The organism is Enterococcus columbae DSM 7374 = ATCC 51263 (genome assembly GCF_000406925.1).
GTDB lineage: Bacteria > Bacillota > Bacilli > Lactobacillales > Enterococcaceae > Enterococcus_E > Enterococcus_E columbae.
Genome location: NZ_KE136348.1, coordinates 494,821 through 514,440 on the forward strand (window position 1 = coordinate 494,821; position 19,620 = coordinate 514,440).

At 38.1% G+C, this 19,620-nt stretch carries 10 protein-coding genes; all 10 read right to left on the reverse strand.

Going from position 1 to position 19,620, the window contains the following annotated elements:
• Positions 1-590: 590 nt before the first annotated feature.
• On the reverse strand, positions 591-1,808 hold the full coding sequence (locus tag RK02_RS07105) for an ABC transporter permease (protein WP_016183578.1): 1,218 nt from the start codon (positions 1,806-1,808) through the stop codon (positions 591-593).
• An 8-nt stretch (positions 1,809-1,816) separates the two neighbouring features.
• Positions 1,817-2,542 carry an ABC transporter ATP-binding protein gene (locus RK02_RS07110; protein ID WP_016183579.1) on the reverse strand — a complete coding sequence of 242 codons (726 nt, stop codon included), beginning with the start codon at positions 2,540-2,542 and terminating at the stop codon, positions 1,817-1,819.
• Between the two features lie 643 nt (positions 2,543-3,185).
• Complete coding sequence (locus RK02_RS07115; protein WP_016183580.1) at positions 3,186-5,081, reverse strand: ABC transporter ATP-binding protein; 1,896 nt, start codon at positions 5,079-5,081, stop codon at positions 3,186-3,188.
• Positions 5,081-6,808 carry an ABC transporter ATP-binding protein gene (locus RK02_RS07120; protein WP_016183581.1) on the reverse strand — a complete coding sequence of 576 codons (1,728 nt, stop codon included), beginning with the start codon at positions 6,806-6,808 and terminating at the stop codon, positions 5,081-5,083. Before RK02_RS07120 ends, RK02_RS07115 begins: the two co-directional genes overlap by 1 nt.
• Positions 6,801-7,505 (reverse strand): TetR/AcrR family transcriptional regulator, encoded by a 705-nt coding sequence (locus tag RK02_RS07125; RefSeq protein WP_016183582.1) that lies wholly within the window; start codon positions 7,503-7,505, stop codon positions 6,801-6,803. The genes RK02_RS07120 and RK02_RS07125 overlap by 8 nt, the downstream gene beginning before the upstream one ends.
• Before the next feature lie 283 nt (positions 7,506-7,788).
• A complete protein-coding gene (locus RK02_RS07130) occupies positions 7,789-8,001 on the reverse strand; it encodes a hypothetical protein (RefSeq protein ID WP_016183583.1) in 213 nt (70 codons plus the stop codon).
• A gap of 143 nt (positions 8,002-8,144) precedes the next feature.
• Positions 8,145-9,797, reverse strand: coding sequence for a phosphoenolpyruvate carboxykinase (ATP) (locus RK02_RS07135; protein WP_016183584.1), 1,653 nt, complete (start codon positions 9,795-9,797; stop codon positions 8,145-8,147).
• A 281-nt stretch (positions 9,798-10,078) separates the two neighbouring features.
• A complete protein-coding gene (locus RK02_RS07140) occupies positions 10,079-16,612 on the reverse strand; it encodes a SpaA isopeptide-forming pilin-related protein (RefSeq protein ID WP_016183585.1) in 6,534 nt (2,177 codons plus the stop codon).
• A gap of 195 nt (positions 16,613-16,807) precedes the next feature.
• The gene (gene dtd, locus RK02_RS07145) at positions 16,808-17,254 is read right to left on the reverse strand and encodes a D-aminoacyl-tRNA deacylase (RefSeq protein ID WP_016183586.1); all 447 of its coding nucleotides are present in this window, start codon (positions 17,252-17,254) and stop codon (positions 16,808-16,810) included.
• Positions 17,255-17,257: 3 nt separating this feature from the next.
• Positions 17,258-19,471, reverse strand: a complete 2,214-nt coding sequence (locus RK02_RS07150; RefSeq protein ID WP_016183587.1) for a RelA/SpoT family protein — start codon at positions 19,469-19,471, stop codon at positions 17,258-17,260.
• Positions 19,472-19,620 lie beyond the last annotated feature (149 nt).

The window sequence follows — 19,620 nt, forward strand, 5'->3', positions numbered from 1 at the left end:
ACACCAGAATTAAATAAATTCAAATTCTCATTTTAAATATGTAAAGAAAAACGTTGTCATATAAGCGTTATTAGCAAATTAAAATAACGTACATTTCATATGTAAAGATGGTTGGTAAATATTTTATAAATCGATAAAAATTACGGTTCAATAAATTTTGAGATAGCAAATATTGATAAATCAATCTTTTAAAGTCTTTAAAAAATTTTTTAAGCGAATTCATGCTTTCATTATTTTTCCAAAAACATTTAAAGTAATTATTAATCTTTTTTATAGATAAAAATCTTAGCGAAAATTGAGAAAAAAAAGCTTATATGTAAACATTTTTTTATATAAAAAATAGAAAATCTTTACATTTTCAATAAAAACGCGATTATATCAAGCTTCGTCCTATGTTTACAAAGTCAAAAATTGTTTACATTCGTTCTAAATTTGGAACTATTTTTTAGAGCGAAAATTAGAAAATTTAGACTAAACCGCAAAATTAAATAACGCTAAATCAAGAATCGTTTTAAACTGTTTTACCTCCTTTGATTATCAAAACTGCACACAAAAAAACCGTCCAGCAAGGCTAGACGGCATTGGGATAATTATATATTTTGTAGTTTTTTTAGACGGTTCGGTGCATAAAGATAAATCAATAGCAAGCTAAAGACTAGATTTGCACCGAAAATCAACAAGGCATAGAGTAAAGGCGTGCTGATTAGATTCACTAGGCTAAAAACAAACGCCACACTTAGCAAGATAAACCGATAGCTTTGGATGAAATTCGCCTGCTGTGTGGTTCGTGAAATTGGATAAAGCTGCGTTAAAATCATATATTGATATTGCTGTGATAAAGGTAACAGTTGAAAAGCAATCAGATAAATAAACAATAGACTGAGCACTAAAGCAAAGCGCCAATCATTCAGACTAACTAAACAGATACTTCCCACAATACCTAAGCGCAAGGTTTGCCCACTGAATTCATCACTTCTTAAAAAGCGCCGAACAAATAAATGTAAAAAGGTATGTTGTTGATTTTTTGGTAAGTAGCGCAGGATACCATCTAAATAGCGGCGACGTTTCATTTTTGCTTGGATAAATGGCACATCAGTAAAGAGATTGATAAATTGATAGACTCGATGCAAGCGATTTTGCTCGCGCGCAATCATCCTTTCCCAAAAAATCATTTGTACTTGAACCTTCTTGAGATACCAGCTAAAGCCAAGAAGTACCAGCATTGCTAGGGCTAAGCCAAGTAAGTGATTGAACCATAAAGCGATAGCTAGAGTAACCAGACTGCTTACTAGCCACGCAAGATAAGCAATCCTCCCTTGCTTACTAGTTAGTTGATAGCACTGATAACGTTGCACTTGTAGCTGTGCAATTTTTAACCCCACTAAGCTAAGCAAGAGCCAAGGATAATGATTGAGTGAACTCGCAAAGCTGACCTGAATAAAGGGCATCAAGAAACCTAAAATCAATGCTAAACTAAGTATTGGTACGATCAGTGAATACAGCAAGGCGCTTTGTAAGTAGCGAGCCATTTGCGCTTCTTTGGGCAGTAAGAAGATTTGATCAGCAGGCTTTAGTAGGGTAGCTAGCTTACCGATATGTAGCGCAAACAGCAGAATCAATAAACTGATGACCTGACCGAGTGGATAAGGGGTGGGCAGCTGCTTTAAAAAACTCGTATAATACACCACCGCTCCACCAAATAAAAAGGTCATAATCACGACAAAGCTGTCATTGATAATATAGCGCAAATATTTTTGTAATTGTCGTTGATGAATCCGTACACGTTGGTTAAATAATTCTTTCATCATTTTGTCTATCACTCCTTAGTCAAAGCGATATACAATTCATCTAGTGAAGCGTTAGGCAGCTTGAATTGCTGACGAATGTCTGCTAGGCTACCTTGGGCTTTAATTTGTCCTTCATGTAAGAAGATGAAGCGATCGCAATATTTTTCAGCAGTGGCTAAGACGTGTGTAGACATCAAAATGCCGGCACCCTGTTCTTTCATGGTTTTTAATAATTCCAACAAGGCATGAATCGCCAAAGGATCCAAGCCTAGAAACGGTTCGTCAATGATATACAGACTCGGCTCAATCATAAAGGCACATAACAGCATAACCTTTTGTTTCATCCCTTTAGAAAAGTTCGCTGGAAACCAATCCAAACGCTTATCTAAACGAAAGGTCTCAAGTAATGGCTGGGCTCGTCTGAAGGCTTCATCCATAGGAATATCATAAGCCATCGCAGTCACTTCAATATGCTCTTTTAAGGTCAATTCCTCATATAACGCCGGACTTTCTGGAATGTAGCCGATTTGCTTACGGTAGCCTTCTGGATCTTCTTTTAACGATTGGCCATTAATTTGGACACTTCCTTGATGTGGCTGTAATAGCCCGATAATTTCTTTAATCGTGGTACTTTTCCCCGCACCATTTAAGCCGATTAAAGCGACTAATTCTCCGTCTTTGACTTCAAAATTTAAATCTTTTAAAACTGGGTGATTAAAATAGCCCCCAGTTAAATTTTTCACCGTTAAGGTCATGTTAGGTTTCCTCCAATTAGCACTTAGCATCATTTGCTAGAACGAACAAATGAATGGATTGATGATTCATCATTATACTAGTCGTTTTTCATACACCATTTTATTATAGCAAGAAAGCCGAATTGTTGAAATATATTTGTAGAGTAATTGCAGTTATAAGGTATTTCTTGTTATTCGCTCGGGGTTAGTCCACTCGCTAGTTAGCCTTAAAAAATTCGACTACCAGATTATCCAGTAGTCGATAATTAATCAATATTTTCTTCATTAACTAACTCAAGATACGCAATAAATCATAATTAATATAAACCTTATTTTTTCTTTTAGCCTTGTCTACATCGATTAATTTCAATTCTACTAGTGGTGGTAGTAATTCAATTCCTTTGATTGCAGTTGTTTAGTTACCTCCAAATCTGAAATGTAATAACTTCATCATCACATTTTATTTGATTAAAATCAATCAATTTAATCAAATAACTCTCAAATATGTGGTTAAGTTATTCTCGTATTAGAGTGATCTCAGAATGCCAAATATCCAATAAAAAAATCCGAATGTTCAACTTAATTTTGAATAAAATTAGCAGCGAACATTCGGATAATTTATTTTTTAGATTGGATTTTTGGGTCAGCCCCGTTTGCGTAGTGATCAGGCAATATCTTCTTGGAATTGGCTATTATACAATTCAGCATAGAAGCCATCTTTTGCCATAAGTTCTTCATGATTACCGGTTTCAACGATTGAACCGTGATTCATCACAATGATATTGTGGGCATCACGAATCGTTGATAGACGGTGCGCCACGACAAAGCTGGTCCGATTTTCTAACAGGCGATTCATCGCTTGTTGGATTAAAATCTCTGTACGGGTATCCACACTAGAAGTCGCTTCATCTAAAATCAAGACATCTGGATTAGCTAAAAAGGCCCGAGCAATGGTAATTAATTGACGTTGCCCTTGGGAGATGTTGCTGGCCTCTTCGTTTAAAATCGTTTGGTAGCCATCTGGTAATTTGCGAACAAATTCATCCACATGGGCAGCTTTAGTGGCTGCATAAATTTCTGCTTCAGTCGCGTGTTCATTCCCATAGCGAATATTGTCGTAAATCGTCCCCGTAAATAGCCAAGTATCCTGTAAGACCATGGAGAAATGCTGACGCAATTCTTCGCGGCTTAAATCACGCGTATCTTTGCCATCATAGCGGATGCTACCACCTTTGACATCATAAAAACGTTCCAATAGATTAATTAGGGTCGTTTTGCCGGCACCAGTTGGCCCAACGATAGCCACCATTTCACCCGGCTTGACATCTAAGTTAAAATCTTCCATCAATAATCGATCTTCGGTGTAGCCAAATTGCACATGTTCAAAGCGAACCTTATACGGTGAATTGGTTTCAACGGCTAGTCCACTTGCTTCGTTGGTCATTTCTGCTTCATCTAATACCTCAAAGACCCGTTCAGCAGAGGCCACGGTTGATTGAATCGTATTTAACAGACTAGCAATTTGCGTAATCGGTTGAGCGAATTGGTTCGTGTATTGTAAGAAGGCTTGGACATCCCCTAATGGTAATTGCCCATGAGCCACACGGACTCCACCTAGCACGGCTACAAAGACATAGCCTAGGTTTTTGACGAAATTCATCAACGGCATAATCATCGCTGAAATAAATTGGGCCTTCCAGCCAGCATGATAGAGTGCCTCATTTTCTTTTTCAAAGATTTCTTGATCTTTGCTTTCATGATTGAAGGCTTTAACGACTGTATGTCCTCCGTATGTTTCTTCAACCTGATTGTTTAATAAACCTAAGCTTTTTTGTTGAGCGGCAAAGTATTTTTGCGATTTTGGTGCAATAATCATCACCACAACTAAACTTAAGGGGACAGTAGCTAAGGCGACTAGCGTTAACTGCCAGCTAATCGTTAGCATCATCCATAATACACCGATGAAAGTAACGATACTGGTAATAAATTGGGTTAAGTTTTGTTGCAGCGTGCCAGCGATATTATCCATATCATTAATGGCCCGTGACATAATATCTCCATTGGTATGGGTGTCATAATAGCTAATTGGCAGACGACTCATTTTATGGTCTAAATCTTTGCGCATTTCATAGACCGTTTTTTGCGATACTCTAGTCATAATAAATTGTTGTAAAAAGCTAAAGACCGCTGAAATGACATACATGGTAATCGCAATCAGGATAATTTCCTTAATCTTGTCGAAATTGATTGGAAAATGCTTGACTGGCATGCCCATCTTCATCTGCATGAAACCCTTCATCACGCCATTAAAGATTTCGGTCGTGGCCTTCCCTAAAATTTTTGGCGTTTGGATTTGGAAAATGACTGATGCGATGGCTAAGATAAAGACTAAGGCAATCGCTACTAAGCGTTTAGACATATAGCCAAATAAGCGTTTGACCGTCTTCCAAAAATTCTTTGGCTTTTCAGCTTTCATGCCAACCCCATGACCTGGTCCATGTCCTGGTCCATGTCCTTGGCGAGGAGTCATTGGTGCTGCTGCTTTTTTTGCTTTACTCATTAGGCTAAGTCCTCCTCTCTTAATTGTGAGTGAACAATCTCTTGATAGGTTACATTTTCGGCTAATAATTCTTCGTGCGTGCCTTTACCGACAATTTTCCCTTCATCTAGAACTAAAATCAGATCTGCATCCATGACCGTACTTACTCGTTGGGCAACGATAACCTTAATCTTATCGTGCATTTGGGCTTTTAAGGCTTGGCGTAATTTTGCATCTGTTTTGAAATCTAGCGCTGAGAAGGAATCATCAAAGACATAGATATCAGCTGGTTTGACTAATGCTCTGGCAATGGATAGTCGTTGTTTTTGTCCACCAGAGAAGTTCCCCCCACCTTGTTCAACATGGTGATCAAGACCATCTGGCAATTGTTCGACGAAATCTTTTGCTTGAGCAATCTCTAAAGCTCGCCAAATCTCGGCATCGCTCGCTTGAGGATACCCATATTGCATATTTTCACGAATGGTCCCTGAGAATAACACCGCTTTTTGAGGAACAAAGCCGATGACTTGGCGTAAATCATGCTGCGTAACTTGGCGAATGTCTCGACCATTGACTAAGATTTCCCCTTTTTCAATATCATACATTCTAGGAATCAAGTTGATTAAGGTAGTTTTTCCTGAACCTGTCCCACCGATAATCGCCACCGTTTGATTCGCCTCAGCCGTAAAATCAATTGCTTCTAAGGCTAATTTTTCAGCACCTTGATAGCGATAGTCGACTTGTTTAAAGACTAAGCTAGCTGCTTTACCTTTTGATTCGATGGTTTGTGGGGAAGTGGGATCAAGCATATCTGCTGGTAAATCTAGCACTTCATTAATCCGTTCAGCAGAAGCCTGCGCTCTAGGTACCAAGACAAAAATCATGGATAACATCATAAAGCTAATTAAAATCTGCATCGCATAAGTCATAAAGGCAATTAGATTTCCTACTTCTAAGGTGCGATCAGCAATTAAATGCCCTCCAAACCAGGTAATCGCAATATTGGTTCCACTCATCACCAAGGTCATAAACGGAATCATAAAAGCAACGATGGTATTTACTTTAATTGCGGTTTGCGTATAGTCTAAGTTGGCTTCATCAAAACGTTTTTTCTCAAAATCATCTTTACCGAAAGCACGAATGACACGCACACCAGTTAAGATTTCACGAAAAACCAAATTCAAGCGGTCCGTTTTCTTTTGCATACTCTTAAATAAAGGAACCGCAAAATACATTAACCCACCGATGAAAATCGTAATAATTGGAATGACGATTAAAAAGATTTTGGTCAATTCAGCATCCTTACGATAAGCTAAGATGCTGGCACCAATTAAGGTGATTGGTGCATTGATCATCATTCGCAAAAACATTTGCATCACTAATTGGACTTGGTTCACATCATTGGTTGTACGAGTAATTAATGAAGCTGTCCCAAATTGATCAAATTGATGTAAGGAAGCTTTTTCGACTTTACGATAGATTTCACTCCGTAAGGTTTTTCCTAATTTTTGAGATTCTCTGGTAGCAAAATACGTATTACCGATTGCTGCTACAATACTAATTAAAGAATAGCCAATCATGATAAACCCTGTGTGCCAAATATAATCAATATCCCCCTTAGCTACCCCATCATTGATAATGTTGGAGGTTAAAGTTGGTAGATATAATTCCGCAAGCACTTGAATAATCATAAATAGCAAGGCCCCTAAGGCTGAAAAAAGCGAGATGCGCTTGGCTAATTTAATCATTGATTTCGTCCTTTCTGCTAGCTCCATGTTCTAGCCAATCAAATTTGCAATATAACTGCTGTAGTAATTGATCAATGTCTAATGGTGCTTCATCCTCTTTATTTTCAGAGATTTTTTGTTGTCTAAATCCTTCAATAATCGTAGAAAAAACAGCATTCATCATCATTTGAATCAACATCATCAATTCATGATCATCTGATACTTGTAATTTCTTTCGATCGATTAGCTCCAATAAAGCTCTAGAATGCTCCGGATGGGGATGTCGTAGATGCTTTTTCTCGTTTGGTTCTAAATGCGGATGTTGCTTCATGAATTTTTTAGCCATTTCTCTAGAAGCACGATAATCCATATTCATAAAACTATTTTTGAAAAATTGGGCATGCTCACTAGAAAAAATCATCGGCAAAGCTCGCGCAAAGAATTGGCGAAAACCTTGAAAAAGATCTCCTTGCACTTGATTTAAGATTTTAAATAACTCTTCAAAGCCCATTTGATGCATGAGATGGAAGCAGTAAAAATAAACATCCTCTTTATTTTCAAAATACTGATAAAAGCTCCCCCGAGAAATACCGGCCTCTTTCACAATATTGGCAATTGAAGCTTCACTTAGAGACACTCTTGAAAATTCCTTTCTCGCTGCGGCAATAATGCGATCTTGTTTTTCCTTAGGTAAATGGAAAAAAGTATCTGTTGGCATCTTCTTCACCTCACTTAAAATATTTATGACACTCTGTCATATGACACGTTGTCATTATAACATCATTATTGCAGAAAGCAAGCAAAAAAATTGATTTTGACAAAAAATAAAAAATTTTAGTAATTCCCATCTTTTCTCCACTCAATTGGTACACTAGTAAATCATTTTCAAACTTATCAGCTGCATCATTTACACTTCACCGATAGCTACTCAAAAAAATCAGGCACTGTAAAGGCGAGAACTTTTACAGTACCTGATTGGTTCATTTTAGCTATTTAAAGGCTTATTCTAAAAATAGTAATTCATCTAGTAGGAATTTGGCAAAAAAGGCAAAAATTCCATCAAAGAGCATTAAACTCATATTAACCGCTAGATATAAGGACATTTTTTCAAAAGCATTTTTTATTTTTTTATGCTTTAAAAATAGATAAGTTAAATAATTGGCTAGATAGGTAATAATCGTAAGTAAAATTACCAATTTTTCAAATAAAATCATTTTCTTTCCCCTATTTCACTAGCTATTTATCCACTTTACTTTGCTCTATCTTACCAAGCAAAAGTCTATTTTTCTGCCAATCGTCATCCTAAATAGCTAGCTTGTTTTTAATCATTCAACCAACTGAAAACTTTGTCTCTGTCTTAAGATAATTGAGCAACAAGTGCTGCCATTTTTTCTTTTACATCAGTTGGTAAGGCATGATAACCTTCTTTTTGTGTTTCTTGAGCTTTAATAAAGTCTAAGCGAATCTCCATGCGTTCTTTTAAGCGCTTGCAGTAATCTTGATCACTGAAATCAACCGGATAATCAGGAAGTGCTAAGTAAGAGACACCTGCTAACGGACCAAATGGTTTAAATTCCCCTTTTCCTTCGACGATTGCATCAATGCTTGCTAAGGTGACCTCTTTTGTGACCTTTTTACCATTAAATTCATCCGTATTTAATACATAGCAGGCGGTCTTTTGACTAGCAAACAACGCTCTAAAGGCGGCATAATCTTCGCCTAATGGATAGCTTCTAAACGGATTGGCATACGGCTCGATAACTAGCTGATTGCGTTTGACCTTACCAACAATATTTTCAGCTGTTGAGCGCTTGGTCGCCAAGGTTAAGCCAAAGACGGCTGCTAAAGTTGGATCGTCAATCCGAATAACCGGTGGCAAGGTATTATCCTTCATAATCCAAAAGATGGCATCGATTTTTTCTGCTAGATGATCCACACGATTTGGCGTAACATAACGTGATTTCACCGTTCGTCCATTTCCATTACGCAAATCTTCTAAAACTAAGACTTTCTTACCCTCACTATCCAAGGTAACACCTACATTTTGGCAGGTCAAGAAATATGCAACCGCTTCATCGGTTAATGGATAATCCTGTACCTTATCAAAATAGGCCGGCTCTAAAGCGGTCGTGGCACCAGTTTGGGCATTAATGACAAACGCATCATCATGCAATACTTCCACCGTTGAATGATGATCATGGTGTTTGGCTAAAGTGATCGTCGATTTTCCAGAACCAGACAAGCCAAAAGCGGCCATTGTAAAGGTCTTATCTGGCAGATGATATTGTTTCATCCCACCATGACAAGCGACAAAGCCATTGCGATGTGCAGTAGCCCAAGCTAGCGTTAAGGTCGCTTTTTTCAATTCACCAAAGTAGCGCAAGCCTAAAATTGCGGCTACATTGGCATGAGGAATGAATAAGGCTAAGCCGTTTGGAAAATCAGGATGCTGCCAAGTCGGATCAGCGAAAAGGTAAAGGTCATTTTCTGGATATGTTTTTGATTGTTGATAAAGCTCAGTAAAGGTGTCATTGACTAGTTGGAAGTTTAACATATAAGAATACAAGTTCATCTCAAACCCTACTGGTAACATAAGATGACTTTTGACCATGAAGTCCTCAGCTAAGCCGACATAAACCTCAGTCTTATAAAAAGGCTGTTTCGTCGCTTGATAAACTGCTTCACGAATTAGCCGACGATAGCTTTCACGATCAATTCCTGGTTCATCGATAATCACACGAGCGGCTGCTGTTCGACCGACAATTGCGCCATCATTATTGACTAAAATTTTACAATCTTCCTTTAGTCCTAAATCTTGAGCATGGGCAATCGGCATATCCGTAACAATGGTCCCAGGAGCAGCTTTAGCTAAATCATAGGCTTGCTGCAAGCTATCTATTGTCTGGACATGATTACCATAAAAAGCGGTTTCAATCAATACTTTAAATGGCGAAAATAGGGGATTGTCCTTACTAATTTCTTCGTGCGTAAATTGCTTAATTGTTGCCATAGATTTCCCTCCGTCTCTAAAAGTTGTAACCCTTTTCATTTTATAATTACATTATACTACTTTATTAAAAAAAAGTATGAACAAATGTTAAATAAAGCACAAAAAGTTCATCCTAATTTAAAAAAACTCCCTTTGATTCATTAAGTGAATTGGGGCAAATGCCTATTTATTTAAGAAAATCCCTCTGCTTACAATTATTCCATTTTAGTTTCATCCATTTTTTGATCCAAAATAAAAATACACCTACTCTTGCTTTTAACAACTTGAGTAGGTGTATAAAATTAACGAGCTACTTTTTTCTTATACAGAAGGTAACTGCCACTGACAGCAACTAATATCACCCCTGCAATCGTCCACCACAAACGATAACCACCTGTATCTGGCACATTGATAAATGGATAGTTGTGAATCGTAATAAAGGTATCGTCACCAATTTCCCCCGCAAAAGGCATCGTTGAATCAGTATACACCTTTACTACCGCATTTCCTTCAGCATCATGCTTCACTTCTAGCAACCAATGGCTCGTAGGCTTGATATAGCCAGTTGGTGTAATATTTTCTTCTAGCCAATACACTCCATCGACTAGATTGGTTGAAAATGTACCGTCTTGATCAGAAGTAAGCAGGGCTAGTCGCGTACTTCCTTTGTGCACTGCAGCAAAGCTTGTCTCATCCATGGTCGTTACATCCGTACTATAAATAGCAAAACGAGCATTGGCTAGTGGCGTATTTTTGTAACCATCAACTTTCTTAAAATCAATTTTGGTCGTTGTCTGATGTTGATAGCTGACTTTAAACGCATCACTATCACTAACTGTTTCATCATTCAGCGTCACCTTTCCTGTGACATTTAAGGTGTCAGCATGAATTGGATGATTAGTATCAAAGGCAACCTGGAAGTAGCCTTTAATTTGGTCACCAACAGCTAAAATTAACGGTAATTGCGTATTGGTATCATACAACACGCCCTCGCGTAACTCGACATTCTCACTTGTTGTAGCTGCTACATCCTCAGTCGCTGCATGAAGCCAAGTAAAATGCGTATTGATTACGGCATCAAGACCTTGAGTGGTCGTATCACTTAGAGTTACATTCGTCAAAGGGAGCTGTCCACTATTGGTAATCGTAAATTGATAGGCTTTAGTAAATAATTGGCTATCACCATCATTGATTTCATTTCCCTTTTGCGCATCGACTTCACCAACCACTTCGCTAGCTGGATTGATTGTCGGCGCCTCGTTAGGCAAGGCTTGGTTAGCAACAAAATTCACTTCTTCAGGAGTATCTTGGTTATCTTTTATCGCGCCTTTAATCACCATTAGTTGCTGCGTTGATACCTTCAAACCCATATCCGCAATCCCTGAATATTCAGCACCATTTACTGCATTACTTGGTATCGTCAATAGATCAGACAAGGAGGTCTCATCTACATCCGAATCTGTCGCAAGTGTTGCTGGATTAGTTGGATTGAGTCGCTCAATTGATTGATAAACTTTGCCATTATATTGCCAATTAGGCTCATATTGGACATAATACTTTGCACCGGGTTTCAAACCGGTAAATTTCCAGTAACCATTCGCATCCGTCTTTGTAGTATTAACCAAATCATAGTTTTCATCCATTAAGGTGACCTTAATGCCTTCGACCGCTTTATCACTATTATCAGCTGGTGATGAAGCAGATCTTTTTTTATCATCATCGTTATCGTACCAAGCATAACCACTTAAAGAAACCGAAGTAGTCGGAACACTTGATTGTGCCGTGATTTTAACTGGTGTTTGGTCAGCTAAATCATCGGGAATTGCAATGTTATTACTCTTATTATTTTCCACAAAATTTTCGGTAATATTAGGACTAACCGTATTGGTTCCATAGATTGCCTCAGCTTTAAAGCTATTGGCATCAGGTAAGGTTGGCAAGGCTGGTACACCGGGTTCACTATTATCAGCCGTAACTGGAGAAGTTGTAATTCCTGCTCTTGGTGTCATCGGACTAGTCGCCCAAGCCTGATTACCTAAAATCAAGTCTCCACTTCGAGGAATGGGGATGGTACCAATTAAGGTCAACACACCAATCTTTCCTGGTTCAATATTCGGCAAAGAATAACTTCTTCTAGTAAAGTCACCTTCTACTTTTTCAGCTGAAGCGACAATATTTTCCATATCATGCTTTAAATAGGTTTCTTCATAAACTCTAGTTAACTGATTTTTAGACGGATCATTTCCATTAACAAATGTTAACTGATTTTCATCATAAGCAAAGACAGAATCCAAATATCGTCCACCAATTTCTACAAGATTGTCTTGATTGAATATGGTAGACTTAGTGATTATCGGTGAGGTTACATCTCCTGAGAATTTAACCCTATAAACACCATGATTAGTTAAAATACCAAAGTCTCCATATCTACTATCTCCAGCAAACTCTCCTCCATCGCCAAATACCTGTTTCACCTCTTCATCACTAGTCAGCTCCAACTGATTAGTGATATTAAAGCTGCCTGATTGATTGAAAATATAGACTTGACCCTCTTGATTCACATAAATCAACGAACCTCCCCCAAAGGATTGGACATATTTAGGTTGCCCAATCTCTGTATAAGGATAAAAACCTGTAAGCTTACTGCTATTTATCCTACCAATTCCTAAATCGGTTTGAATAAACAGATTGGTCAACGGACTATAGCCTAGTGTTCGTTGAATGGTGCCCACATCTACCCCTGAATTATTCGTATCTGGCGTAACTGGTGTCACCGTAATAGTGGGGGTGCTTGTTGGGTAGCTTGTCTTAATCGTCCATAATTTATCAGCCAAATTACCATCAGATTGATTGCTAGCTACAACAAATCCATAACTAGAACCACCATTTCCTGAACCAGCAACAATATTACCAGATATACCATTTATTTTATAGACACTATCATTATCAGTGTTTAATAAATAAGCGCCATTATCAGTACCTAATACCTTTTCTTTTGAATTACCAATGATCACATTTGGCGTAGCATTGTCGTATTTTACAGGATCAACAATCGTCTCTGTCTTATCGATAGATGAAATACGATGAACCTTATTATCTTCTGTGATGACAATTACTCCTCTATTTACAGGGTATAAAGCATCTATAGATTTAATTGGACTCCCTAGAGCATAGCTATTTACTGCGGCTTGTCCATTTATACAGGTAATTAAATAGAGATTTCCCTGAGCATCCCAAACAGCAATTCCGCCTGATGTAAATGGTCCTTTACCAACACTTCCAACAATATCAACCTGATCCAATGCACTAATCCGAATGTTTTCTCCTGCTTTTGAAGCCCAAACGCCTTTATCAGTTTTAATTAACACGCCATTATTCATAGCATTTTCAAAGCCGACTACTTTGATGATTTTGCCATCAATAGTTTGAATATTTTTCTGTGGTTCAGCATAGCTAAACTTTGAAGCGACAATGTTAATTGCTGTCGATGTACGATCATTTAAAACCATATCTGCTAAAGGCAGATTTCCCGTATTTTTAACCGCTATATCCCAAGTAACTGTTGCCATACCAGTAGTTGTATTATAGCTTACTGTTGCTGGGCTTTTATTTAGGGCAGCATCATGTTTAGGCGTGAAATAGCCAAAATTAATATCCGCAATTGAACTATCCATCGCTAAAGCGAACACATCTGTCGTCGATTTTGCATATTGACGATACTTTTTATTATAAGAAACGGTTTGTAAGGTTGCTTCATCGACTCCAAAGCGATTTTTGGTCGTTGCTTTAAGATTGGTGTCTGAATTATCTACAGCTGTAACCTTCGCAGAATTCTCCTCTCTTTGAATTTCTGGCAATTGAAGTTTATAATTACCAGAATGAATATTTTCAAATTGATAAATTCCATTTTCATCTGTGGTGGCCGTTTTACCGGTATCACTGCCATCTGCATTAAGTAATTTTACAGTTAACTGCTTATAACCACTTTCCTCTTCCTGTAACTGGCTGTCATTATTTTCATCATTAAATATCTTACCTTTAATCGTGGAAGCAACCACAAGTGATCCCGCTGGCCCAGCCATTCTTTCACTAGCTGACTTGGTAGATTTCGCCCCAGCTGGCCAAATCATATAAAAGTCGCCCTTCTGATTACCAGTTGGGGTAATTTGAATATTTATCTTCATTCCTGTTGCTTGCATACTCGATGTACTTGGGCCATCGTGTACTTGCATAGACTTAATCTGACTTACATCAATCTTACTTAAATCAACATTTCCTTGTGCATCAATGGGTAATTCAGCTAACTGTTGTTTCTTTGTCATAGCCGTATCTTTATAAAAGATGACTTTGGTATCTGCTGGTGCATTTTCTAATTGAATTTTAGATAGAGAATAACTTCCATGATAATTAGACTCCTCTTGTCCACCAAATGTTGCATTTTGACCGTTTGCATCAACTTCAATTTTATTGTCTGCACCAGCCTCGTCATTAGAGTATTTCCACTCAGCTCTATCATGGTTATAAGGGAGAATGATTTTTTGATACCAACTATCGCCTACACTTAATTTACCAAATGAAGCATCGACACTAAAGGTTACTGGATCGGTAATTTCGGTGGCTACAGCATCTGCTACCGAGACGACATTTTGATCGACTGTATAAATAGCCGATGCATCAGATAAATTAGAGATTGCGCGATCGGTTAAAATTTCATCATTATTTTGTGCATTCGTACCATTCAAGTAGTCTGTATCATTTGCCCAAGTCACAATTGTTTCAGGCTTGGCATAAGGATTCATAGTAGTGTCATAAAGTGGAATCGTTTGGATACTAAAGTGATTTTCCGGTAAATAGACGGTTATCGCTTTTTGCTCTTCATTGAAGGCATTTAAGGTTGCATTGCTATATTCAAACTCGGCCGTATTATTCGCATCATCTAAGCTCTTGATTTGCCAATTACTACCAGTTGGAATCGTAATTGTGTGGATATCAAAAGCTGAGTCAAAATGCACTTTTTGGGTATAGGTATAGCCATTACTAATTGTAGGATTAGTAATTGTTCCTGTCACACTCATCGTTGCACTATAACGGCCAGAATGACCCCGTCTATTACTCGATACAATAGTCATATCGTTATGCACCTGTAGTGGTTTAGGTACGACGATAAATACGCCTTCTGTATCAGGAGAAGATGGACTCGACCAATTATTTGTTTCAGCATTTCCCGATGATAGCGTTGTTTGATGGGTGCTAGCTTTTCCACGTTGTTCATCCGTATACTCTAAGCCTTTAAGTGGTAAATAAACACGTATATTTTCATCTGTTGCAGCCACTAACTCCTTAGTGATCACCACTCTAGCACCTGTTGCATTGATCGGCGCTGTATTGCTTAAAACTTCACCGGTTGGCGTTTGCCAATAGATTGAATACAACGCTTCATCAGCAAGGGTATTGCCAACAAACACCTGAGCAGCTCTAGTAGAATCATAGCGATGACCAATCTGATCGCCATTCACTTCTAAATAAGTTGGCTGATCGATAAACTGATAATCTTTTGTTTTATCCACCTTATCGCTTGCCAAAGTAATTTTGGCAGCAAAATCATTATCAGAGGTGATATATTTACGCCATCTTGATTGCAAATATGAACTATCATCATTAGAAGTCCAATCCGTATTTTGTTCTTCAAAAAGCGTTTTACCATTATCCCGTGGCCCCACCAAGCTCATATCCCAAATACCATCCGTTCCTGAGCGATACAACCAACGATGAATCGTATAATTATTATTAGGCAATGTCCCCCCTCTTAAAGAGCCAATTGTTGTATCAGCTGTGTCAAAGGATTCTGATTTATTTTCACCGGGATCGGTTAACTGACTGCCTTCAAAATGAGCATTCTTAATATATGCCTTGTACTCTTTAAGAACCGTACCTGATGTTGGTCGACTATCAGTAGGCAGTTGGTAATCGACTAACTTCACTCCTGTACCATTTAGTGAAATTTTCCCATCAGTAACCGTTAAAGGAGTCGTATGATCCTCATGTAAATAAAATTTCGTTCCTGCTGGAAAATTTGCCACTACTAAGTCAGTCGTCCAAGGAGCACTTGCGGAAATACCGTAACTTGCATAACCATTAGGACGTAATTCATACGGTCGAATAACTAAGGTACCATACTCGGTCGTTTGATAATAACTGGTTTCTTGTAAGGCATTTCCGGTATCCAGCGTTAAATCTCCCATAACTGTGGACACTACCGTTAATGGTTTTGAAGAACTACTAGATAACTCTTTTTTATCTGCATCCTCTAAGCTAACAGATAGTCGATTGCCTTCGACTACTTGACCTGCAGTATCTTTGGCTCGAATGGCAAAATTTGCTGTAAATTCACCAGATAGACCTCGTTTAATAATCAGCTTAACTCGTCCATCAGTCTCTGTGCTGACATCAAGCCAATTACTAAAGCTAATCACCCTACCTATATTTTCAATGTCTAATCCTTCACCTTCTGTCGAAAAATTTAAATAAATTGTTCGCTTTGGCCCGGCATTTACTGTTAATTTTAGACTATAAACAGCCACATCTTTTGAGGCAACAATGCCATCATGCGCCGTATTATCTGCAACGGCAAAGCCATTTTCAGTCTTAACGTACGTTTCCTGCTCTCCTGATTTATGCGTACCATCAGACTCAAGCGTTAATTTAACAGAATCTAAGCTCTTATAATTTTGAGCGATAACTTTTTGATTGGTAGATAAAAAATTGAAGAAAATGGGCATAAGCAAAGCGATTAAAAGAAGTAACCCCATGAAAAAATAAGGTTTTTTTGTCACCATCTTCCTTCCTCCCTTCAACGATACAGTTCAGCAATATTAAAATAACGAAATATACGATATGTCATTCTTATAACATCTCTAATCAAATTCCTACATCTATATCGTATGCCAATACATTTAAAATATCAAGATAACAAAAAGACTATGCAAACCTGGAAGTTTACATAGTCTTTTTAATCTTTATTTCATTACATTTTATCTTTGCTTACTGTCCATAATAATCGTTACCGGACCATCATTCACTAATTCGCATTTCATATCCGCACCGAAAATACCGGTTTGAACTGGAATTGCTTGATCAATTAACGCCTGGTTAAAGGCTTCGTATAAAGGAATCGCTAATTCTGGGCGAGCCGCTTGGATAAAGCTTGGTCGATTGCCTTTTTTGGTTTCTGCATGTAACGTAAATTGCGAAATACTTAAAACACTGCCCTTTACATCAGCTAAGGCGGCATTCATCTTGCCATTTTCATCTTCAAAAACCCGTAATTTCGCAATTTTTTTGGCTAGATATGCAACATCTTCTAAGGTATCCTCTTGATGAACGCCTAGCAAGACCATAAAACCCTTTTGAATCTGACCGACAATCTGGCCATCCACCTTTACACTAGCTTGACTGACTCTTTGAATAACTGCGCGCATAATCTATCCTTTCATTCTCCGGACGGTGTAAACATCTGGAATTTGTTTAATTTTATCGACAATGGTATGCAAGTGATTTAGATTTTGAATCCGAATGGTAATGCGAATGGTGGCGGTCTTTTCTTTATTCGCTCTTGCCTCTACGCTAAGCAAATGCTTGGTTTGTGAATTTACTGTCTGCAAGATATCATTTAACAACCCTGAGCGATTATAGCCATGAATTTCTAAATCAACATCAAATTCCATGTTGATTACAGCTGTATCTTCCCATTCTACTTCAATCATACGGTTTTCAAAGTCGATGGCATTCTTTACATTTGGACAATCCGCACGGTGAATGGAAACCCCTCGACCTTTCGTAATATAACCGACAATTTCATCACCAGGAACTGGATTACAGCAACGACTCAAACGGATTAAGAGATTATTTACGCCTTCGATCACGATGCCGCCTTCATGACGCACCTTCATCTTTTCTGGTTCTTTTTTCACCGGATTGGCTAGTAGTTCTTCAACCTCTTGTTTTTGTTTTTCCTCTTGTTGCAATTTACGCTCTTCTTCAGTTAGACGATTAACAAAGGTCGTGGCACTCATTTCACCAAAACCGACTGCCGCATACAAATCCTCTTCAGAATGGTAATTAAATCGAGACATCGCCTCTTGAATCTTGGTTTTCGTTAGGATTTCTTTAGGCACAAAACCTAAGTCCTGAATCACCTTAATGACCATTTCGCGACCTTTATCGATATTTTCATCGCGATCTTGTACTTTAAAGAAGCGTTTGATTTTATTTTTCGCCTTGCTAGTAGCGACAAATTTCAACCAATCACGACTTGGGCCAAAAGAATTTGGTGAGGTCAAGATTTCCACAATATCACCATTTTTTAATTTATAATCTAATTGCACCATCTTGCCATTGATTTTAGCACCCACGGTTTTATTACCGATATCAGTGTGGATACTGTAAGCAAAATCAAGGGGACCAGAGCCTTGTGGTAGCTCGGTTACATCGCCTTTTGGAGTAAAGACATAAACCTTATCACTAAAGATATCGCCTTTGACCCCTTCCATGAATTCAGAGGCATCGTAGCTTTCATCTTTTAGTTCCAAGATTTCTTTAAACCAGCCCACCTGCTTACTCATATTATCTGGCTGTACTTTATCTTTCTTCCCTTGCTTATACGCCCAGTGTGCCGCTACCCCAAATTCAGCAATTTCATGCATTTCATGGGTTCTAATTTGGACTTCTAAGGGATTCCCTTTAGGACCAATCACCGTTGTATGTAACGATTGATACATGTTCGCTTTAGGCATCGCAATGTAATCCTTAAACCGGCCTGGCATCGGCTTCCATTTGGTATGGATGCTACCTAAAACCGCGTAGCAATCCTTAATCGAATCAACAATCACACGAATAGCTAATAAGTCATAGATTTCATCAAATTGTTTTTTCTTATCGACCATTTTACGATAAATCGAATAAATATGTTTTGGTCGACCATAAATTTCAGCATAAATTTCTAATTCTTCGGTAGCTAAACGAATTTCTTCTACCGCCTCAGCGATATAAGCTTCACGCTCGGTGCGCTTGGTTTGCATCAAATGCACAATCCGATAATATTGGCTTGGATTGATATAGCGCAATGCTCGATCCTCTAGCTCCCATTTAATGCGACTAATCCCCAAACGATGCGCTAAGGGTGCATAGATTTCTAAAGTTTCCTGAGCAATCCGGCGCTGCTTATCTTCACGCAAATGCTTTAAGGTACGCATATTATGCAAGCGGTCGGCTAGTTTAACCATAATCACGCGTAAATCCTTAGCCATAGCAATTAGCATTTTACGATGATTTTCTGCTAATTGTTCTTCATGTGATTTATATTTAATCTTCCCTAATTTGGTCACACCATCGACTAACATCGCCACATCTTCGCCAAATTCAGCCTTTAAATCATCTAAAGTGACCTCGGTATCCTCAACAACATCATGTAAAAACCCTGTTGCTACTGTGTGCGGATCCATACGTAATTCAGCTAATAGGCCAGCCACTTGAATAGGATGAATAATATAAGGCTCGCCTGATTTTCTAAATTGATGCTGATGCGCTTTGGTTGCGTAATCCAATGCCTTTTGCACAAAGGCAATTTCTTCTTTATTCATATAATCAGCAACCAGCTTAATCACACTGGGTCCTGATAAAACGATATCTTTTGCCATCTTTCTCACCCTTTACAGCCCTATTTTCCAGTTAATCGTCTTTGATAATAGCTATTTTTAGCTAAGTAAACGTAACTAGTAATCTTATGAAAAATTATAGTGTATCAATAAATATAAAGCAACTGAAAGATAAGCCTTCTGCTAACGTT